This is a genomic window from Pseudomonas kitaguniensis (genome assembly GCF_049199985.1).
GTDB classification, from domain to species: Bacteria; Pseudomonadota; Gammaproteobacteria; order Pseudomonadales; family Pseudomonadaceae; genus Aquipseudomonas; species Aquipseudomonas kitaguniensis.
Genome location: NZ_JBLZPT010000013.1, coordinates 65,466 through 84,961, shown reverse-complemented (window position 1 = coordinate 84,961; position 19,496 = coordinate 65,466). Strand labels below are relative to the sequence as shown.

The 19,496-nt window shown below is 62.8% G+C and carries 22 protein-coding genes and 1 pseudogene; 3 read left to right on the top strand and 20 right to left on the bottom strand.

Annotated features, from left to right (window positions below):
• Positions 1-57: 57 nt before the first annotated feature.
• From ACOZK9_RS17140 to ACOZK9_RS17050, 19 genes are read right to left on the bottom strand one after another with little or no spacing between them, the layout of a single operon-like run.
• A complete protein-coding gene (locus ACOZK9_RS17140) occupies positions 58-1,284 on the bottom strand; it encodes a beta-ketoacyl-ACP synthase (protein WP_058411813.1) in 1,227 nt (408 codons plus the stop codon).
• On the bottom strand, positions 1,284-2,012 hold the full coding sequence (gene fabG, locus ACOZK9_RS17135; protein WP_058411812.1) for a 3-oxoacyl-ACP reductase FabG: 729 nt from the start codon (positions 2,010-2,012) through the stop codon (positions 1,284-1,286). Before fabG ends, ACOZK9_RS17140 begins: the two co-directional genes overlap by 1 nt.
• Complete coding sequence (locus tag ACOZK9_RS17130) at positions 2,009-2,470, bottom strand: hotdog family protein (protein WP_421556248.1); 462 nt, start codon at positions 2,468-2,470, stop codon at positions 2,009-2,011. The genes fabG and ACOZK9_RS17130 overlap by 4 nt, the downstream gene beginning before the upstream one ends.
• Positions 2,467-3,633 carry a beta-ketoacyl-[acyl-carrier-protein] synthase family protein gene (locus tag ACOZK9_RS17125; protein WP_122251951.1) on the bottom strand — a complete coding sequence of 389 codons (1,167 nt, stop codon included), beginning with the start codon at positions 3,631-3,633 and terminating at the stop codon, positions 2,467-2,469. Before ACOZK9_RS17125 ends, ACOZK9_RS17130 begins: the two co-directional genes overlap by 4 nt.
• Positions 3,630-4,112, bottom strand: a complete 483-nt coding sequence (locus ACOZK9_RS17120) for a hypothetical protein (protein WP_421556247.1) — start codon at positions 4,110-4,112, stop codon at positions 3,630-3,632. The genes ACOZK9_RS17125 and ACOZK9_RS17120 overlap by 4 nt, the downstream gene beginning before the upstream one ends.
• Positions 4,109-4,843, bottom strand: coding sequence for a class I SAM-dependent methyltransferase (locus ACOZK9_RS17115; protein WP_058411808.1), 735 nt, complete (start codon positions 4,841-4,843; stop codon positions 4,109-4,111). Before ACOZK9_RS17115 ends, ACOZK9_RS17120 begins: the two co-directional genes overlap by 4 nt.
• Positions 4,840-6,087, bottom strand: a complete 1,248-nt coding sequence (locus tag ACOZK9_RS17110; protein ID WP_235592386.1) for an NAD(P)/FAD-dependent oxidoreductase — start codon at positions 6,085-6,087, stop codon at positions 4,840-4,842. The genes ACOZK9_RS17115 and ACOZK9_RS17110 overlap by 4 nt, the downstream gene beginning before the upstream one ends.
• A 33-nt stretch (positions 6,088-6,120) precedes the next feature.
• Positions 6,121-8,439 carry an MMPL family transporter gene (locus ACOZK9_RS17105; RefSeq protein WP_421556246.1) on the bottom strand — a complete coding sequence of 773 codons (2,319 nt, stop codon included), beginning with the start codon at positions 8,437-8,439 and terminating at the stop codon, positions 6,121-6,123.
• A complete protein-coding gene (locus ACOZK9_RS17100; protein WP_421556261.1) occupies positions 8,423-9,073 on the bottom strand; it encodes an outer membrane lipoprotein carrier protein LolA in 651 nt (216 codons plus the stop codon). Before ACOZK9_RS17100 ends, ACOZK9_RS17105 begins: the two co-directional genes overlap by 17 nt.
• A gap of 29 nt (positions 9,074-9,102) precedes the next feature.
• Positions 9,103-9,528 (bottom strand): acyl-CoA thioesterase, encoded by a 426-nt coding sequence (locus tag ACOZK9_RS17095; RefSeq protein ID WP_421556245.1) that lies wholly within the window; start codon positions 9,526-9,528, stop codon positions 9,103-9,105.
• A complete protein-coding gene (locus tag ACOZK9_RS17090) occupies positions 9,521-11,062 on the bottom strand; it encodes an HAL/PAL/TAL family ammonia-lyase (RefSeq protein WP_421556244.1) in 1,542 nt (513 codons plus the stop codon). Before ACOZK9_RS17090 ends, ACOZK9_RS17095 begins: the two co-directional genes overlap by 8 nt.
• Positions 11,046-11,981 carry an LpxL/LpxP family acyltransferase gene (locus tag ACOZK9_RS17085; protein WP_058411802.1) on the bottom strand — a complete coding sequence of 312 codons (936 nt, stop codon included), beginning with the start codon at positions 11,979-11,981 and terminating at the stop codon, positions 11,046-11,048. The genes ACOZK9_RS17090 and ACOZK9_RS17085 overlap by 17 nt, the downstream gene beginning before the upstream one ends.
• Positions 11,978-12,712 carry a glycosyltransferase family 2 protein gene (locus ACOZK9_RS17080; RefSeq protein ID WP_122251944.1) on the bottom strand — a complete coding sequence of 245 codons (735 nt, stop codon included), beginning with the start codon at positions 12,710-12,712 and terminating at the stop codon, positions 11,978-11,980. The genes ACOZK9_RS17085 and ACOZK9_RS17080 overlap by 4 nt, the downstream gene beginning before the upstream one ends.
• Complete coding sequence (locus ACOZK9_RS17075) at positions 12,705-14,375, bottom strand: acyl-CoA synthetase family protein (protein ID WP_152747492.1); 1,671 nt, start codon at positions 14,373-14,375, stop codon at positions 12,705-12,707. The genes ACOZK9_RS17080 and ACOZK9_RS17075 overlap by 8 nt, the downstream gene beginning before the upstream one ends.
• The gene (locus tag ACOZK9_RS17070; RefSeq protein WP_122251942.1) at positions 14,363-14,917 is read right to left on the bottom strand and encodes a COG4648 family protein; all 555 of its coding nucleotides are present in this window, start codon (positions 14,915-14,917) and stop codon (positions 14,363-14,365) included. Before ACOZK9_RS17070 ends, ACOZK9_RS17075 begins: the two co-directional genes overlap by 13 nt.
• Positions 14,914-15,168: an acyl carrier protein gene (locus ACOZK9_RS17065; RefSeq protein WP_058411798.1), complete on the bottom strand. Its 255-nt coding sequence runs from the start codon at positions 15,166-15,168 to the stop codon at positions 14,914-14,916. Before ACOZK9_RS17065 ends, ACOZK9_RS17070 begins: the two co-directional genes overlap by 4 nt.
• Before the next feature lie 9 nt (positions 15,169-15,177).
• Positions 15,178-15,447 carry a phosphopantetheine-binding protein gene (locus ACOZK9_RS17060; protein WP_058411797.1) on the bottom strand — a complete coding sequence of 90 codons (270 nt, stop codon included), beginning with the start codon at positions 15,445-15,447 and terminating at the stop codon, positions 15,178-15,180.
• Entirely contained in the window at positions 15,425-16,237 is an 813-nt protein-coding gene (locus tag ACOZK9_RS17055) for a lysophospholipid acyltransferase family protein (RefSeq protein ID WP_058411796.1), read from the bottom strand. The genes ACOZK9_RS17060 and ACOZK9_RS17055 overlap by 23 nt, the downstream gene beginning before the upstream one ends.
• Complete coding sequence (locus ACOZK9_RS17050; protein ID WP_058411795.1) at positions 16,213-16,932, bottom strand: beta-ketoacyl synthase chain length factor; 720 nt, start codon at positions 16,930-16,932, stop codon at positions 16,213-16,215. The genes ACOZK9_RS17055 and ACOZK9_RS17050 overlap by 25 nt, the downstream gene beginning before the upstream one ends.
• 349 nt (positions 16,933-17,281) lie before the next feature.
• On the opposite strand from ACOZK9_RS17050, the gene ACOZK9_RS17045 reads away from it, so the two are divergent.
• Both ACOZK9_RS17045 and ACOZK9_RS17040 read left to right on the top strand, forming a co-directional pair.
• A complete protein-coding gene (locus ACOZK9_RS17045; protein WP_058411794.1) occupies positions 17,282-18,052 on the top strand; it encodes a ParA family protein in 771 nt (256 codons plus the stop codon).
• 485 nt (positions 18,053-18,537) lie between these two features.
• The gene (locus tag ACOZK9_RS17040) at positions 18,538-18,759 is read left to right on the top strand and encodes a DUF6124 family protein (RefSeq protein WP_122251940.1); all 222 of its coding nucleotides are present in this window, start codon (positions 18,538-18,540) and stop codon (positions 18,757-18,759) included.
• A gap of 41 nt (positions 18,760-18,800) precedes the next feature.
• Here ACOZK9_RS17040 and ACOZK9_RS17035 read toward each other — a convergent pair.
• Positions 18,801-18,890, bottom strand: a pseudogene (locus ACOZK9_RS17035) (thioredoxin TrxC); the annotation flags it as partial.
• A gap of 351 nt (positions 18,891-19,241) precedes the next feature.
• Here ACOZK9_RS17035 and ACOZK9_RS17030 point away from each other — a divergent pair.
• Positions 19,242-19,472, top strand: coding sequence for a DUF6124 family protein (locus tag ACOZK9_RS17030; protein ID WP_152749153.1), 231 nt, complete (start codon positions 19,242-19,244; stop codon positions 19,470-19,472).
• Positions 19,473-19,496 lie beyond the last annotated feature (24 nt).

Genomic DNA, 19,496 nt, shown 5'->3' with positions numbered 1-19,496 from the left:
TGCGCAGTGCGGTCAGGCTGTCGCGGTAGCTGATGGCGTAGCCCGTCGGTTAATACCTCAGCGCCAGCGCCGGAAGATCAGCGAGGTGTTGACGCCGCCAAAGGCAAAGTTGTTGTTCATCACGTAGTCGTGGTGCATCTCGCGAAACCCGCCTTGCAGGTAATCCAGCTCGCCGCAATGCGGGTCGACGGAGTCGAGGTTGAAGGTGTGCACGTACTGGTCGCGGTTCATCATTTCGATGCTGAACCACGACTCCAGCGCGCCACAGGCGCCCAGGGTGTGGCCGAGGAAACTTTTTTGCGAGCTGATCGGCATGCGGCTGCCGAACAGGCTGTGGGTGGCCAGCGTCTCGGCGATGTCACCTTGATCGGTGGCGGTGCCATGGCCGTTGACGTAGCCGATGGCGCCGGGTTCAAGCCCGGCGTCTTCCAGCGCTAGCTCCATCGCGCGGCGCATGGTTTTCTGTTCCGGGCGCGTGGTGTGCTGGCCGTCCGCGTTGCTGCCGAAACCCACCAGTTCGGCGTGGATGTGCGCACCGCGGGCCAACGCGTGTTCGAGTTCTTCGAGCACCAGCATGCCGCCGCCTTCGCCGATCACCAAGCCGTCACGGCCGCTGTCGTAAGGGCGCGGGCTGGTTTGCGGCGCATCGTTTTTCAGGCTGGTGGCGTACAGCGCATCGAACACCATGGCTTCGGTGGGGCACAGCTCTTCGGCGCCGCCTGCGAGCATCAACGGTAAACGGCCAAATTTGATCGCCTCGTAGGCATAACCAATGCCCTGGCTGCCGCTGGTGCAGGCGCTGGACGTGGGAATCAGCCGCCCGGTGAGGCCGAAAAAGATGCTGATATTCGCCGCCGTGGTATGCGGCATCATGCGCACGTAGGAATTGGCATTCAGCCCCTCGGCCACCGAGTTCAGCAGCATATTGCCGAACGCCTTGATCTCGTCGGTGCTGCCGGTGGACGAGCCGCAGGCCACGCCCATGCGCCCGTCCTTGATCGATTCATCGCCGAGCAACCCGGCATCCTGCAACGCTTGCTCCGCCGCCCACACCGCCAGGCGTGAAACGCGGCCCATGCTGCGCAGTTGCTTGCGGGTCCAGTGCGCGGGCACCACAAAGTCGTCGATTGGCCCGGCCAGGCGTGTGTTCAATTCGATGAAGCGGTCCCACTCGTCCATGCGCCGAATGCCGCTGCGGTTGGCGCGAAAGTTGGCGGCGATGGTCTCCCAATCGCTGCCCAACGAGGTCATGCCGGCCATGCCGGTGACTACAACGCGCTTCATCAGCACAGGCCTCCATTCACGGCCAACACCTGGCGCGTGATGTAGCTGGCTTCGGCCGACATCAGAAAATTCACCGCGCCCGCGACTTCTTCCGGGGTGCCCATGCGTTGCGCGGGGATCATCTTCATCAGTTCTTCCACCGGCACGTTTTCATCCAGCATTGCGGTGTCGATCAAGCCGGGAGCGACGCAGTTGACGGTGATCTTGCGCTTGCCCAGCTCGATGGCCAGCGCCTTGGCCGCGCCGATCAGGCCGGCTTTCGAGGCGCTGTAATTGACCTGGCCACGGTTGCCGATCAACCCGGACACCGAGGTAATGCAGACGATACGGCCAGCGGCGCGCCGACGAATCATCGGCATCATCACCGGGTGCAGCACGTTGTAGAAACCGTCGAGGTTGGTGCGCATCACCACGTCCCAATCGTCTTCCGACAAGGCCGGGAACGCGCCGTCGCGGGTCAGGCCAGCGTTCAGGACCACGCCGTAATAGGCGCCATGCTGTTCCACGTCTGCTTCCAGGATGGCTTTGCAACTGGCGCGGTCTGCCACATCAAATTGCAGCACGCGCGCCTTGCGGCCCAAGGCCTCGACCTCGGCCTGCACCGTGTCGGCTTCAACCCGGCCACTGCGGCAATGCAGCACGATGTCATGCCCGGCCTGGGCCAGGCGCAGGGCAATGGCGCGGCCGATACCACGGCTGGAGCCGGTGACCAGTACGGATTCAGTCATGGCGTTTGGTCCTTCAATTCAGCTAAATAATTGGCCGCCTGCGGCGGTCGAAATACGTTCAAGCGCGCGCTGGCCTGGATACCCACGCCGGTGAGGTGGCATTCGAACACACCCATGCCGTTGTCGTCCTCCAGCGAGCGCAGGCCGTGGATACGCAGCTCGGCGCCTGCGGGGAAGTGCGCAACGTTGCACACAAAATTGCGTGTGCCCAGCAGAAAACCGAGTTCCACCGCTTGGCCTTTTTGGCGCGCGTGGCATCCGGCATACGCGGCGACGCTCTGCGCCATCAGCTCGATACCGACCCAGGCGGGCAGGCTGCCGTCGGGCCGGTTGAACAGGCCACCGGGCGTGACGGTGGCGCGGGTGTGAACCTGCTCTTCATCGAACGACAGCACCTGGTCGATCAGGATCATGTCGCCCGCGTGGGGCAGCAGTTCGGCGAGTGGCCAATTGATCATGGGGCCTCCGCAATAATCAGGCTGACGTTGTTGCCGCCGAAGGCAAACGAGTTGCTCATCAGGCAGCGTTTTTTCAAAGTGTCGCCGGCGTGCGCCCACTGCAACCCCGGCAGCGCCGGGTCGGCCTGGCCGTCCCACACGTGCGGCGGGATAACGCCGTGGGTCAGGCTCAGCCAGCAGAACGCGGCTTCCAATGCGCCCGCTGCGCCGAGGGTGTGGCCGCTCATGGGCTTGGTCGATGAGCACGCCACGCCGTTGGCGAACACGCTGGCCACGGCCAGGCTTTCCATCGCGTCGTTGTGGTGGGTCGCGGTGCCGTGCAGGTTCAGGTAACCGATTTGCTCGGGCAGCCGTTTGGCGCTGGCCAAGGCCTTGCGCATCGCCAGCAACGCACCTTTGCCGGTGGGTTCGGGCGCCGAAATATGGTGCGCGTCGCAGCTCGCGCCGCTGCCCAGCAATGCGATAGGTGCGGTTTGCCGGCTCATCACGAACAGCACGGCCGCTTCGCCGATGTTGATGCCATTGCGGTTCACCGAGAACGGGTTGCAGCGTTGATTCGACACCGCTTCCAGCGCGGCAAAACCGTTGAGCGTCAGTTTGCACAGGCTGTCGACACCGCCGCAGATCACCGCGTCGCACACGCCAAGGTCGAGCAGGCGCTGGGCACTCATCAACGCGCGGGCGCTGGAGGTGCAGGCGGTGGAAATAACGTAAGCCGGGCCGCTCAATTGCAGCCACTCGGCGAGAAAATTCGCCGGAGCGCTGAGTTCCTGTTGCTGGTAGTCATAGTCGCCGGGGAACTGCTGGTCGCGCAGGTAACGCGCGATGCCACGGCTGGCTTCGTCGATGCCCGAGGTGCTGGTGCCCAACACAACGGCAACGCGGGAGGCGCCATAGGTGTGGATCGCCTGGCGGATCTCATCGTCGATCTGCAGCGCCGCTTCCAGCAGCAACTGGTTGTTGCGGCTGCTGTGCTGGTTCAGTTGCACCGGCAGGCTCGCCAGTGCGCCGTGCACGCCGGCCACCGGCACCACGCGCTCAGGCACCCAGCCGCTCTCGGCGCGCATGCCCGAACAGTCACCGGCGAACAGGCTGCGGCTGACCTCGGCCTGGCCACGGCCGAGGGCGCAGATCACGCCGAGCGCATTCAGGTAGGCCGTCATCGCTCAGCCCCCAGCGGCGTGACGCGGTAGCTCAACGGCTGACCGCTGATGTTCACGCTGAACACCTCCGACGACTGATACACAATTTGCCAATGCCCCGGCAACGTGCGCGTGAGGTCCATCGCCTGTGCGCTCGGGTAAAGCGCGCGCAGCTCATCCGCCGAGGTCAAGGCAAACAGCAAGGCGGCAAACAGCTCGCGCGCTTGTGGATTCGGCGGCAGCAAGCCATCGGCCTGCCACTGGCCATTGATCAGCTTTTGCCGGGCCAGAGGAATGCCCAGCGGGTCCATCATCGACCAGCGAAGGGCGGTGCCTTCGCGCTGAATCACCAGCAGCCAATCCTGGCTTTGCACGCCTTCCTTGCGCTGCACATGCAATTGCATCGGCAAGGCCAGCGCCGGGTTTTTCTCGGGCAGCGGTGGCTGGCTGGCGCAGGCGCTCAGCAGCAACAGGCAGCCCATCAAGAACAGGCGGATCATGTAGCGGCGCTCGTTAAAGGTTTACGCGCCACGCAGTTCACCAGGGTTTCTTCACGCTGGCCCACCGGCGGCGGCTTGCGCAGGCCCAATCGTTCGAGCAGGCCGAAGTCACCGGCGCGGCTCCACCACAAATACGGGTACGAGACGTTTTGCGGGCCGAATTCAAAGCCCTGCTCGCGCAGCATGTCCAAGTATTCTTCGGCGCTTTTTTGTACGTGCATCGGGTGGCGGAACAGCCAGCGAATCACCCACGTATCGATATACGCTTCGGTGGACTCGGCAAACAACAAGTAGCCGCCCGGCTTGAGCACCCGGTAAAACTCCTGAAGTGCGCGATGCTGCTCCACCAGATGGTGGAAGGTCTGATGGCAGAACAAAATGTCGACGCTCGCGTCCGGCACCTCCAGGGTCGCACAGTCGCTGCCGACCAGCTCGACGGCCAAGCCTTGGCGCGCGGCTTCGGCCTTGCTCAGTGCCAGGCTGTGAGGGTCGGCATCCAGGCCAATCAGGCGCTGCGGGGCGAACACTTGCTGCAACAGCTTGAACGATTTGCCCTGACCGCAACCGGCGTCGAGCAACACCGGCGCCACGGGCAACGGCTCGCTGAACAAACCCTGCAGGTCATTGATCGCCACGCGCAACACACGGTGCTGCCAGGTGTGGCTACGCAGGAACCACAGGCCGAAGCGGGTTTCTTCCACGTAGTTTTTGCTCAGGTATTGGCTGCTCACGCGGCATCCCCTGCACAAATCTCCGACAACACCCGCAAGCGCCGCTTGGGTTCGCTGACAAACGGGTTGCGCTCATCCCACGCATAGCCTGCGAGAATTGCGCTGATCATCCGGCGAATGTCGTTGGAGCTGCCAGGGTGAAAAATCACATCCTGAAACGTCCCCGCGTACCAGCCTTCGACGTAGCAGCGGAAGGTGTCGACACCGCGCTTCAACGGCTCGGCGAACTCGCGCTGCCAGTCCACCGTGTCGCCCGTGAGTTGTCGATGCAGCAGGCCTGCGGCCATGCTCGCCGAACGCATGGCGATGGTCACGCCGGAGGAAAATACCGGGTCGAGAAATTCCGCCGCATTGCCCAGCAGCGCAAAGCCTGGGCCGTGCAAGGTTTTGACGTTGGCCGAGTAGCCGCTGAGCGTGCGCGCCGGCGTATCCCACACGGCGTGTTGCAACACGCGCGCAAGGCTTGGGGTTTCGGCGATAAAACCGCGCAGGCAGGCGTCGAGGTCACCGTCGCGGCCTTCGAAATGCTGCTTGGCGGCGACCACGCCCACCGAGCAACGGCCGTTGCTGAACGGGATGGTCCAAAACCAGATGTCGCGATGGGTCGGGTGCGTGGTGATGAGGATCTTGCTGCGGTCGAAGCCTGGGTGTTCGATACGGTCTTCAACGTGGGTAAACACCGCTTGGCGCACCGGGAAATTCGACGGTGCTTCCAGGTCCAGCAAGCGCGGGAGCACGCGGCCGTAGCCGCTGGCGTCGAGCACGAACGTCGCTTTGAGGTGGTACTCGCTGCCGTTTTCGCGGCGCACGTGCAAGTAGCGGCACTTGCCTGCCATGTCGACGCCGACAACGCTTTCACCGTAGCGAATGTCCACGCCTTGCAGCGCCGCCTGATCGGCCAGCAACTTGTCGAACGCGCCGCGCTCTACCTGGTAGGTGATGGGCTTGCCGTTGCTGAACGTGTCACCAAAATCAAACGCGCTGTAACGCTCGCCCCACGCGAACGCGGCGCCGGTTTTTACCTGAAAACCCGCCGCCTGCACGGCGTCGAGCATGCCGGCTTCTTCGATAAAGTCGATGCAGTGCGACAGCAGGCTCTCGCCAATCGAGAAGCGAGGGAAATGCTCACGCTCGATGATCAATACATCATGCCCGTTGCGCTTTAGCAGCGCGGCGGCGATAGCGCCGGATGGCCCTGCACCGATCACCACCACCTGGCGACGTTCCATTTCAACTGTGGGCACGAAGGCTCCTTGCCACTTTGGCGATATTCACATTCATAAGGCGTGCTTCTGATGGCCGGCCCAAGGCGCCAGCATAAAGCTGAACGCCAGGCCCAGGCTGACCGACAGGCCGAAATTGCTCACGGCCGGTGTACTCGACACCGCCAGCAGCCCAAACGACAACCAGGTCGTCAGCGCCGCCAACAGCGTACCTAAAAGACTCACGGCAGGGCCGCCGATTTGCTCGCGCATCAAAATCGCGTAGTCGACACTGATCGCCGTGACCAACAGCAGGCCGAACAAGCTGAACAGGGTCAGCGGCTGGTCCAGCCAACCCAGGCTGGCCAAGCTGCAGAGTGCCGCGAGCAGCGGCAGGGCGACGATGCGCAAGGCACCGCCAACGCCAAACGGCAGTATCAGCAACAGCACGATCAGCACGCACGACATCAACTTCAATTCAGCCGCGCTGATCTGCGTGTCGGCGAACACCCGGTTCAAATCGCCGAGGCGATCCACCAACTGCACGCCGGGTAAATCCAGCGCCTGCACCCGCAGCAACGCCGGGCTGTTCAAGCCTTGCAGGCTGACCATCGCCGCCACGCCGCCGTCCACTTGGCCCAGCCACAGCGTGCGCCAGGGTTCGGCCAATGGGCCGACCAGCGCGGCGTCGATGTCTTCGGTGGGCAGCGCTTGCAGTTGCGCGACTTCGGCCTGCAAGGCGCTGGCGGGCACGCCGAGGTCGACCAGCGGCTGCCAGAATGGCGCCAGCCTGCTCAATGCATCGCGCAGTTGTTGTTGCTCGGCGGGCAAACCGACCAGTTGGTTCAGCGCCAAATAGCCCTGCAGCTTGTTCATGTTGACCAGTTGGTCCAGGCGCTGGCCCAGCGCAGCCTGGCGTTCCAGCAACTGTTGTTGATTGTCCGCGCGCACCAAAAAGAATTGGCTGGTGGGCTGGAAGCCGGTAATGCGCGCCACGGCTTGCGCCTCTTGCAGTAACTGCGGCGGCGCGCCGATCCATTGGCGAATGTCGTTTTTGCTGTTCAACTGCCACAGGCCACCGGCGCAAAACAGCAGCACCCACACCAGCAGCACCGCGCTTGGCACGCGTTTGATCAACCCGGCACGCAGCTGCCACAGGCATTCGGCGATGCGCAGCGGCCATTGCGCGGGGCGCAGTTCCACGCCCTTGAGCAGCGCGGGCAACAGGCACACGGCAGACAAGTAAGCGCCGAGCAGACCTGCGGCGGAGAACACCGCGATTTGCGTCAAGGCCGGAAAAGGCGTCCAGGCCAGCGCCAGGTAGCCGATGCAACTGGTCGCCAGGCTCAGGCTCAGGCCCGGCAGCGTGAGGCGCAACGCCGGCCAACTGCGCCATGGCTGCAGGCTCCAGCTTTTCGACAGGTAGTGCAGCGGGTAATCCACCGCCACGCCGATCAGGCTGGAACCCAGCACCAGGGTCATCACGTGCATATGGCCGAACAGCGCCACACACGCCACCGCGCCAAACAGCATGCCCACCAGCACCGGCACAAAGGCCAGCAGCACGCGCCAGCGACGAAACGCCAGCAACAGCAGTAACAGAATGCCCAACGTTGCGCCGCCGCCGACCCAAGTGATCTCGCGGCTGGCCTGTTGCTGCCCATTGGCCGCGTAGAGCAAACCGCTGGCGGCGAGCAATTGCGCGCCGTGTTCGCTGGCTTGCGCACGGCAGGCCTGAAGCAAGTCGGCCACTTGCACCGGCAGTTTCATGTCGAAGGCATTGCCAGTGGTGCGCGCACGCAGCATCACCCAGCTCTTGCCGTCGGCCTCGGCTATCAGTGCGCCGCTGCCGATGTCCAACTGCACCGAGCCATGCTGCGGCTGGCTGTTCTGGATGCGCCCGGTAAGGCCCAGCCAGTCGTCCTGGCTTGGCACCAGGCTGAACCCGGTAAAGGGGTCGAACAGCGCCTGCACACGCTGTTGAATAAACGCCTCGGGCTGCTCGATCAGTTGCTCGCGGTCCTTGGCTGAAAGCATCGCCAACCGCCCGCGCAGCAGTTGCTCACGCAGCGCCGGCAAGTCGGCTTGCAGGTTCCACTGGACCTTTTCAAACAACCCGCTGGCCTGCCAGCGTTCGCCCAATTGTTGCGCCACCGCCACGGCTTGCTGGCGCTCGGCATGCCCCACGAGTACCAGCATCTCGCGGTTCAACGGCTCCTGCATGCGCTGTTCGGCTTGCTGCTCCAGCGCATCCGGCGTGTTGCCTGGCACCAGTTCCATCAGGTTGGCCGACAACGGCGCGCCATGGCGCCACTGCCAACCAGCTAGGGCCAGCACGGCCACCAGCAGCATCAGGAACAGGCGCGGCAGCAGGCGCTCACTGAGCAAAGTCATGGTGCTCCGCGTCGCTTAACGGTTGGTCGGCGGTGCTGTCCTGCATGCGCAGCACGGTGCTGTCGCCCTGGGTTTCCAGCAGTTCGACTTTTTGCACCAGCGCGCCGCCGTCGATGTTGATTTGGCTGAACACTTGTTTTAGCAGCAACGAGCGCGGAATCAGCGTGAGCGTCCATTGGTTGGCTTCGCCTTGCAGCTGCAATTCGAAATCGCGCTGCAAGCCACTGCTGTCGCCCTGCAGCACAGCGAGGAACAAGCGATTTTGCTCGGCGCCGGCGCTCTTGTTCGGCAGCAATTGCCAGCCATTGGCGTCACGCCGGGCGATGCCTTGGGCGCTGATGCGGTAGTCCTGTTGCAACGGCGTTTTCAGCCGCCACAGCAAACCGTGGTCTTTGGCGAGTACGAAGGTGCCTTTGCTGACCAAGGGTTGGGGCAGGGCACGCAGGTGTTTTTCCTGGATGAAACTGCCGTGAATCACCGACGGTTTTGCCAACTGATCACTCAACTGCTGCACGTCAAAAGCATGCGCGCTGAAGCTCAGCAACAACCCGATCAAGGTGGGAGCGGGCTTGCTCGCGAAGAACCTGAGGGCGCCGCGTAGTGTCAGCGGACCAGCGTTATCGTTAACGACCATCGCGAGCAAGCCCGCTCCCACAGTGGATCTCATTTCAAAGCCCTTTCGACGGCGTTCGTGAATACTGTGGGCGATGCCATTTGCATCTCGTGGCTGGCAATTTTCACCGCTACTTGCACCGTGCTGGCGCGGGTCAAACGCTCGCCGCTGGCGAGGTCGGTAATCAGGTAATTGACCTTCAAACGATTCTCCCACTCGACCAGGCTGGCGCGCACGTTAATGGTCTGGCCGAACACCGCGCCACGCACATAACGCAGCTGCATATCGATCACCGGCCAGGCGTAGCCCGACGCCAGCATCGCCGTGTAGTTATGCCCGATCTTGTCCAGCAGCGCGCAACGCGCCACTTCAAGGTACTTCACGTAATGCCCGTGCCACACCACATTCATGCTGTCGACGTCGAAAAACGGCACGAGGATTTCAGTGTCGCAATGCAACACACCGGGGCTACGCATGCAGCCTCCAGTGTTGCTCGGCAATGCGTTTCAGGCACAGGCGCAGTTCGCCTTCCAGCGCGCGGTCTTCGATGACCGGCGCAAAGTCTTTGGCCAATTCCTCGTGCATGGCGGCCAACGCCGGTGGCAGGGCGCGCGCGTCGTCGGCCTGGGCGCGCAGCCAAACGCCCTGGTTGGCGGCGAGCAAGGTGGCGGCGGCGACCTGTTCGGTCAGCTCCAGCACGCGGATCGCATCGCGCGCGGCGATGGTGCCCATGCTCACTTTGTCCTGGTTATGGCACTCGGTGGAGCGCGAGAACACGCTGGCCGGCATGGTGTTTTTCAGCGCTTCGGCGGTCCATGCGCTGGTGCCGATCTGCACCGCCTTGAAGCCGTGGTTGATCATCGCGCGGTCAGCCGGGGCGCCCGACAGGTTGCTCGGCAGGCCGTGGTTGTAACGCACGTCTACCAACAGCGCGAGCTGCCGGTCGAGCAGGTCGGCCACGTTGGCCACCAGGGTCTTGAGGCTGTCCATGGCGAAGGCGATGTGCCCGCCGTAAAAGTGCCCGCCGTGCAGCACGCGTTCTTCCTCGGCGTCGATGATCGGGTTGTCATTCGCGCTGTTCAGCTCGATTTCGATAAACGAACGCAGCCAGTTCAGGCTGTCGGCCAGCACGCCCAGCACATGCGGCGCGCAGCGCAGCGAATAACGGTCTTGCAGGCGATGCAGCGGCGCGGTCGGTGCATCAATCGCCAGGTCTTTGCGCAGCCACGCGGCAACTTGCATCTGCCCAGGGTGCGGCTTGGCGGCGAACAGGCGTTCGTCGAAGTGTTCCGGGTTGCCTTGCAACGCCACCACGTTCAACGCGGTGATGCGCGTGGCCAGTTGCAGCAGGTAGTCGGCGCGGGCAAAGGCCAGGCACGCAAGCCCGGTCATCACGGCGGTGCCGTTCATCAATGCCAATGCTTCTTTGGGGCGCAGCACCAGCGGCTCCCAGCCCAGCTCGCGGTGCACGTCGGCGGCGTTGCGGCGTTCGCCGCCGAACAGCACGTCGCGTTCACCGGACAAGGTGGCGGCCACGTAAGACAGCGGCGTCAAATCACCGCTGGCGCCCACCGAGCCTTCTTCCGGGATCAACGGCAGCACGTCGTGTTCGAGGAACGCGTGCAGGCGCTCAAGCAGTTCCACACGCACCCCGGAAACGCCGTGGCACAGCGACTGCAAACGCGCCGCCAGCACCGCGCGCGTGGCTTGGGCGTCGAGTAACTTGCCCAGCCCGCAGCCGTGGAAGGTGTACAGATGACGCGGCAACGCCTCGACGTGCTGCAACGGCACCGCCACCACGCACGAGTCGCCGTAGCCGGTGGTTACGCCGTAGATCACGCCTTCCTTGTTCAGCAACGAGTCGAGGAACTGCGCGCCTTTGGCGATGCGCTGGCGATACGCCGCATCGCCCTGCAATTGCGTGGGCGCCTGACGGTTGGCCAGGGCCAGCACGTCTTCAATGCGCAACGCGCGTTCGCCAAAGGTTACCGGCTCAAGATGCGGGGTCATCGGTTTTCCAGAAAGGGTAAAAGTTGAACCATTGTTGGGGGGCTTGCAGGCAAAACTCGCCCAGGCGTGCGGCGTAGCGCGCGGTCCACTCGGCAATCACCTGCTCGCGGGTGCTGCGCTTCCACTCGATCAAGTCGGCAAACGGCTCGATGCTCAGGCGGTAGCGCTTATCGTGTTTGAGGCACATCAGCAGGTTCACCCGGCATTTGAGCAGGCCGGCCAGCAGCCATGGGCCTTGCGGGAAGGCGGCGGCCTGCCCGAGGAAGTCCACGCGCACCGTGCGTGCGCCGTGCAACGGCACGCGGTCGCCGGCAATCGCCAGCCACTCGCCCTCGTCCAGGCGCTGGCTGAGCAGCAGCATGGTGGCCGGGTCCAGTTCGCTGACCTGAATCAGGCGCAAATGCGTGGCGCCGGCTTCGCCCAGCAGGCGGTTGAAGTGTTCGGCGTGCTTGGTGTGCACCAGCACGTTCATGGTGACTTGCTCGCCGATTTCGGCGAGCGCGCGGCACACTTCGAGGTTGCCCAGGTGCGCGCCCACCAGCATCTGCCCGCGCCCGCCGCGCAGTTGCCCGCGCAGCTGCGCCGGGTCGTGGATTTCGATGTGTTCGATGCGCAGCTTGCCGTTCCACACGTCGAGCTTGTCGAGCAAGGACTCGGCGAAGGCCATGAACTGGCCGAAGACTTTTTTATGCGTGGGGCGCAGTTCATCGCGCCCGCTCCAGTCGGCCAGGCGCTGTTGGTACTGCCAGGCGCTTTGGCGCGCGCTGCGGCCGAAGACAAAGAAGTACAGCACGATGGCGTACAGCAACGGGCTCAACAGGCGGCGGCCGAGTACTTTGGCGGCGACCGCCGTGAATTTCATCAGCCAGAAGCTGCCACGCTCCTTGCGGTCGGCCCAATGCCTGGTGCTGTCGCTCATGCCTGCCACCGTCGCCACAGGATCATCGGCGCGCGCAGCAACATGCCGAAAAACAGCCGGGTGTGCATGGCTGAAATACGCACGTTGTCGTGGAATAAACGGAAGTGCGAGAGCCCGTCAGCGGGGTAGTGCACCTGCGTCGGCAGCCAGCGCATCGGCTGGTTGCGCCAGGCCAGGCGCACCAGAATGTCGGAGTCAAAATCCATCCGCGTGCCGATGTAGGCCGAGTCCATCAGTGCCAGCGTGGGCGCCAGCGGGTACACGCGAAAGCCGCACATCGAGTCGCGAATTTGCAACGACAAGGTGTTGATCCACACCCACACGTGGGTCAGGTAGCGCGCGTACAAGCGGCCTTTGGGCACGCTGTCGTCGTACTCGGGGTAGCCGCAGATCAGCGCGTCGGGGTGAGTGCGCGAGGCATCCAGGAAGCTCTCGACTTCGCGCAGGTCGTGCTGGCCGTCGGCGTCCACTTGCAGCGCGTGGCTGAACCCCAGTCGCGCGGCCTCGCGGAAACCGGCCATCACCGCGCCGCCCTTGCCTTGGTTGCGCGGCAAGGTCAGCAAGGTGACGTTTTGCAGGCTCGCCAGTTGCGCCAGCACCGCCGCGCAGGTTGGGCTGCTGCCGTCGTCGACCAGCAAGCAGGGCAGGCCGCTGTTTAACAGGCTGTGGATGACGGCCGGCACGGCGGCTTCATGGTTGTAGACCGGGATCAGGGCGCAGGGGTTATGCATGCGCGTCCACCAGTTGGATGCGGCCGCTGGAGCAGGCGGCGACGCCGTTGCGGTAGGCGAAATACAGTTTGCTGCGTTCCTGATCAAAGCGCAGGTGCAGTTCGATGTGGTCGCCGGGGCGCACCAGTTGCTGGAACTTGAGCACCTCCATGCCGGCAAAGGTGCCGGGCAGGTCGAGCAGTTGCTGGCCGAGGTTGAAGGCCCATTCCACCTGTACCACGCCTGGCAGCACCGGCGTTACCGGGAAGTGCCCGCTGAAATAGGCCAGGTCCGGCGGGACGGCCAGTTGCAAGGTCCATTCACCGTTGGCTTCGACTTGCTCCAGCACGTGTGGCGTTTTCGGCCGTGGGGCGATCAGCAGCGCGGCGACATCTGCCTGCGGCAGTTTGCCTTGTGCATTCAGCGGTAACTGGCGCAGCAAACGCCAGCGGCGTGGCAGCGCCAGGGCTTCGCAATGTTGGCTCAGGTGCTGGCGCAATGCCTGGGTGACGGCGCGGCGGCCTTGATTGCGCAGCGCATGCAAACCTTCGGCGCTGAGCACCACCAGTGCGCCGAGGGAGGCGCGGTTTTCCTGCACCACGCCCAAGCGGGTTTCGGCGACCCAGGCGTGGGCCATCAGCGCCTGTTCGAGCATGGGCAGCGAGATGCGTTTTTCTTCCAGTTTGACGATGCGGTCCAAGCGGCCCAGCAGTTCGAAACGGCCATCGGCATGCAGGCGTGCCGCATCGGCGGTCTGTTCGGTATGCCCGGCGGGCAAGTAAGGTGAGGCAACGCGCAGCGCACCCTCGGCATCCTGGCTCAGTTGCACGTCGGCAAATGGCTGCCACGGCTGCGCGCCCTGGCGCCAGGCGATGCCACCGGTTTCCGAACTGCCGAGAATTTCCGTCGGCCATTGCTGTAAACGCTCGTAGAGGCTGGCGGCGGCCTCAATCGGCAAGGCGCCGCCGGACGAAAACACCCGGCACACCTGGCTCAGCGCGGGCCAGTCAAGGTTATCGCCCATGCGCTTGAGCAGCGCCGGGCTGGCGACCCAGGCAAATTGCGCATGCTCGCGGCTGGCGCGCTGCAGGTCTTCGGGGAAGGCCAGCTGTTTGCGCACAAAAGTGCGCCCTGAACACAGCGGCCACAACACGCGAAACAGCAAGCCGTAGATATGTTGCGTGGCGACGCTGCCGATGATGCACGCGCCTTTGAGGTCCGCGCCCCACAGGCTTTCCAGCGCCGCAACTTCGTTGGCCAGTTGGCGCAGGGTTTTGTCGATACGCTTGGGCTCGCCACTGGAGCCGGACGTGCACAGGCTGAGTTGGCAGGTGTCCAGGTCGAGCGCGGCGGCGCTCAACGGCGCTTGATACAGCGCGTCGAGGTCGCCCTCTGCAACCAGCCAAGCGTCAACGTCAGCGCTCCAGCGTTGGCGGGTTTGCGCTTGCAGGTCGGCCGGCAGCAACACGCAGGCACCCGCACGCCAGGCGCCCAACAGGGCAATCGCCAGCAAGCCGGCGTCTTCCAGGTGCACCGCCAAACGCTGAATGCCACGCGCTTGCAGGCCTGCCGCCAGGCTCAGGGCGTGCGCCCACAGCTGGGCGTGGTTCATCGCAGGTTCGGTGGTGACCGAACGCTGTTGCAGCGGCTCAAGCAACAGGTGCTCAAGTTTTAAACCTTCCATACGCGGCCTCGAACCCTTTGTCGTACCAGCCATTCCACGGCAAACAAAAGCCCCATCAGCCCGTAGGCGATAAAGCCTGTGTACAACGTCCACCAGCTCAACGGCGCCCACAGGGTGAGGGCGGCGGCGAGCAGGCCATTACACAAAAAAAATACACTCCACACCACCGTGACCTGGCGCGTATACACCAGCGCTCTGGGCGGCAACTGCGGTTCGCTGATGCGCGCCATGCGCTCGACCATCGGCGGGCCGTATTTCAGGCTCAAGCCAAACAGCCCCAGCATGAACGCGCTGACCAGGCTTGGGTACCAGCGCAGCAAGTGCGGGCTGTCGAACCAGGCCAGCGCCAGGCAAAACACAATCGCCGCCACGGCCATCCAGCGGTTGCCGGGTTGTTGCGCGCCCATCAGCGCGCGCAACAACCACAGGCTGCCCAGCAGCAGGCCGAATTGCCACGGCGCAAAGTGTTCGGTGCCGTAATACACCGCAAAGGGGTACAGCAGCCCCGCCAGCAACAGGCCAAGGCCGATCAGCCGGCTCATGCGGCAGGTTGCACCAGGCGGTACACCGCCTCAACCACGTCGCTTACCGTGCGCACCGCTTTGAACTCTTCGGCGGCGATTTTCTTGCCGGTCTGGCGCTTGATATGGTCGATCAGGTCGACGGCATCGATGCTGTCGATTTCCAAGTCCTGGTACAGGTTGGCGTCGAGTGTGACGCGCGCAGGTTCCAGTTCAAACAGTTCCACCAAGGCGTCGCGCAGGGTGTTGAAAATATCGTCACGAGTTTGCATGGTCCGCTCTCAAGCTGCCTGTCTGGCTGTGACGAACGCCGCAAGGCTGGCCACATTGGTGAAGTGATTGCGCGTGTCCTTGGCGTCGGCGTCGATCTTGATGCCGTACGTTTTCTGAATCGCCAGGCCCAATTCCAGGGCGTCGACCGAATCCAGGCCCAGGCCTTCGCCGAACAGGGTTTGCTCGCTGCCAATGTCGTCGGCGCTGATGTCTTCCAGGCCCAGGGCCTCGATGATCAGCATTTTTATGTCGTGCTCAAGGCGGTGTTGGTCGCTCATCTTCGGCGAGCTCCTTAATAAAATAGTGGTGCAGGTAATCGTTGAGCTTGCGTGAAGCTTGAGGCGCTGGGCCGAGTGTTGCGAACGCCTGCGGTTCTATATCGGCCCCCACGCGCAAACTGAAGTGAAAGCGGCGTTTGGGGATGCGATACCAGGGTTCGGCCTTGGTCAGGGTGGTGGGGCTGACCTTGATCACCACCGGCGTGATGACCGTTGCACCGCGCAGCGCAATGGCCGCGCCACCGCGATGAAACGCCGGCATTTGCCCCGGCGAGGTGCGCGTGCCCTCCGGGAAAATGATCAGCGTCTGGCCTTCACGCAGCGCGTCGGCGGCGGCATCGAGCATGTCGGCGCTGCCGTCATTGCTGATGTAGCCCGCGTCGCGCACCGGCCCACGGGTGAACGGGTTTTGAAACAGGCTCTGCTTGATCACGCAGTTGGTTTGGCGCATCAGGCCGATCAGGAACACCACGTCGATCAGCGACGGGTGGTTGGCGATAATCATCTGGCCTGGGCGACCAAGGTTTTCGGCGCCTTCGACGCTGTAGGTCAGCACGCCTGCGCGCTGCATCAAACGGATAAAAAACCAGAACAGTGTGCTGATGGTGTGGCGGGCGCGGCGCTGGTGTTTTTGCGCACTCCCCGGCAAGCAACTGAGCAACGGCAACACCAGTAAGCGCAGGCACAGGCCGCCGACGCCGAACATGAAGAAGCTCGCGGCGGTGGCGAACAGGCGCCAGTAATAGGCGTCCCGTGGCTTGTTGTTCAGGGCTTGCGTTGCCAGTTCCATACGCGGTTCTTCCAGGCATGTTGGCAGGCGCCCTGTTCGGTCAGCAGGGTGCGTAGCAGGTTCAGGGCGTGGGGCCACTGGGTTTGAGTGGGTTGGACAGTGCCGGTGGTGAGTTCCAGCTGCCACTCGTCGCCGGGTGTCAGCAGCAGGCCGAGCGCGTAGGGGAAGGGCACGTCAACGATCCAGTTGGCATAGGCTTCGGGCGCTTGTTCTTCGGTGATCACCAGCAACACTGCCGGCGCGCCTTCGTTAAGCAGCGCGGCGGCCTCAAGCAGGCCGTGTTCCAGGCCATCGCCAGCGGCGGCAAGCGCGGTCATTTCGCTGGTTTCGTTACGCAGGATCGACCACAGGCCAATCACCGCGTTGTGCACCGACAGGCTGAACTGGGTGGGTGACAACGGCTCGTCGTTGGCCAGATCGCTCAGAATATCGAGGGTGCGCGGGGTTTCGCCGTGCCGGGAAATAAACACCAGCGGCAGGTTTTGCAGGCCTTCAGCCAACGGCCAGCCCACGCTGAAAGCCATGCGCGCCAAGCGGCTCAGGCGCCGACGCTGCATGGCCGGCAGGAACGACACGTCGGGGGCGGCAACGCTGGCGGGCAGCAACACGGGTGCTTGGCACCAGGCACGCCAGTCCTGCGCACTCTCCAGGCCAGGAGCCCAGGCGCGCCATTGGGCGATGTTGAAGTTGATCACTGAGACGTTATCCCGCCCCTGCGGGCTTCCATATGCGGCCGTTGGCCCCGAAAACCGGGACAGCGAGCAATGGCCGAATGGCGCGCATTATCCCGGTGCTGCGGGGTTCTAGCAAACTTTGGTAAAGAATTATTCACAGCTGATTACAATTTTTAGCGAACGATTTATAGATTATCCGCTACTGCATGCCTGATGGGGTTATAGGACTATTCCTTTTGATCTGTCAGAGCCGTAGCACAGTGACTGCGAATCTGGCCGCACACTGCAGCAGTGCATGCATAAACGAGGTAGCTAGCAGGCGCTTTTGCCCTCTACACTCGAACATTCATTGAAACGCGGAGGTTTTTCCATGCGGCGCGTGGTGTTCAATCAAAAAGGCGGCGTTGGCAAGTCCAGCATTGCCTGCAACCTGGCGGCGGTCAGCGCCAGTGAAGGCTACAGAACCCTGTTGGTGGACCTCGATGCACAAGCCAACTCAACCCAGTACCTCACCGGTCTTACCGGCAACGATATACCGATGGGCATTGCGGAATTCTTCAAGCAAACCCTGTCCAGCGGTCCGTTTTCGAAGAAGAACCGGGTAGATATTTACGAAACCCCGTTCGACAACCTGCACGTGATCACCGCCACGGCGGAGCTTGCCGACTTGCAGCCCAAGCTTGAGGCCAAGCACAAGATCAACAAGCTGCGAAAGCTGCTGGATGAGTTGAGCGAAGATTACGACCGGATCTACCTGGATACGCCGCCGGCATTGAATTTTTACGCGGTTTCGGCGCTGATTGCCGCTGATCGTGTGCTGATCCCCTTCGATTGCGACAGCTTCTCGCGTCAGGCGCTGTACGGCCTGCTGGCTGAGATCGAAGAATTGAAGGAAGACCACAACGAAGGCCTCGAAGTGGAAGGCATTGTGGTCAACCAGTTCCAGGCCCGCGCGAGCCTGCCGCAGCAGATGCTCGACGAGTTGATTGCCGAAGGGTTGCCGGTGCTGCCGGTGTACCTGGCCAGCTCGGTGCGCATGCGCGAGTCGCACCAGCAGAACAAGCCGCTGATTCACCTGGATCCGCGGCATAAGCTGACGCAGCAGTTTGTGGAGTTGCATAACCTGCTCGAAAACGCCTGATCCAAAGCGCAACACCCAACCAACGGTGGGAACGGGCTTGTGTGGGAGCCGGGCTTGCTCGCGATGCAGGCACCTCGGTATTTCGGTGAGACCGAGGTGATGCCATCGCAGGCAAGCCAGCTCCCACATGTTGACCGCATTCCTGCGAGCGCTTTGGCGTTATCCCACGCGAGGTGTAGGAAGGGTCTGGCAAGCAGGGGTGTGCCTTGTCTCATTGCCTACAGATAAGCCAGAATCGCCCGGCTTGTGCGTCTGGATGGGCGTCTCTAAGGTTCTCCGGTCACTGAATGTTCAGTGATCGGGTTTAGTAGCCCGTGGTGAGGCGTACAGCAACTCTTCGGTCAGGACTTTCCTGAACGTGATGGTGGCTGTACGAAGGGCGCTTTCGAGCGCGCCGGTTGCGTCTCCCCGGTCTACTAACCTGCGTACAGCTGCCACCCTCCGTTTAGTAGCGGCTGGTTGCGGCTCCCGCTCGGAGACGATCCATGGTTAACCTTTATACCGTTGCACCCAACCTCCCCACCGAAACCCTAGTGCTCAACAGTTACGAAACGTTCTCTTCCGTCCGCACGCTGTTACTCAACCTGTCCAACGACCTAACCGGCGAACACCGCGACGTGGCCCTGGCGATTCATCAATTGAGCGAACTCGGCGTCATGCTGGTAGGCCAGATAATGGACCGTGAAACCCCCGCAGCCTCAAGGTAAAACGCGCTTGAAATGTGGGAGGCAGCAAACCGCCTCCCACACTAGACACCTTGGCTACGCAGCCAGCTCATCAACTGCGCCAGCGCAAATGCCCCGCTCTGGTGCGCCACTTCGCGGCCGTTCTCCCACATGTTGACCGCATTCCTGCGGGCGCTTTGGCGTTATCCCACGCGAGGTGTAGGAAGGGTCTGGCAAACAGGGGTGTGCCTTGTCTCATTGCCTACAGATAAGCCAGAATCGCCCGGCTTGTGCGTCTGGATGGGCGTCTCTAAGGTTCTCCGGTCACTGAATGTTCAGTGATCGGGTTTAGTAGCCTGCAGAACATCTTAAAGAGTACAAGCTCCATCTTTGAAGGTGGCTGTGCGCAGGGCACTTTCGGGTGCGCCGGTCTTTTCGATGTTCCCCGGTCTACTAACCTGCGTACAGCTGCCACCCTTCGTTTAGTAGCGAAGTATTCGCAGCCCTAAGCGGGAACATCGAATATGTCCAAAGCTACCAATCTTTTCAGCATCACCCCCAACCTACCCACCGAAACCCTCGTGCTCAACAGTTACGAAACCTTTTCGTCCGTCTGCACGCTGTTACTCAACCTGTCCAACGACCTCACCGGCGAACACCGCGACGTGGCACTGGCGATTCATCAATTGAGCGAGCTCGGCGTCATGCTGGTAGGCCAGATAATGGACCGCGAAACCCCCGCAGCCTCAAGGTAAAACGCGCTTGAAATGTGGGAGGCA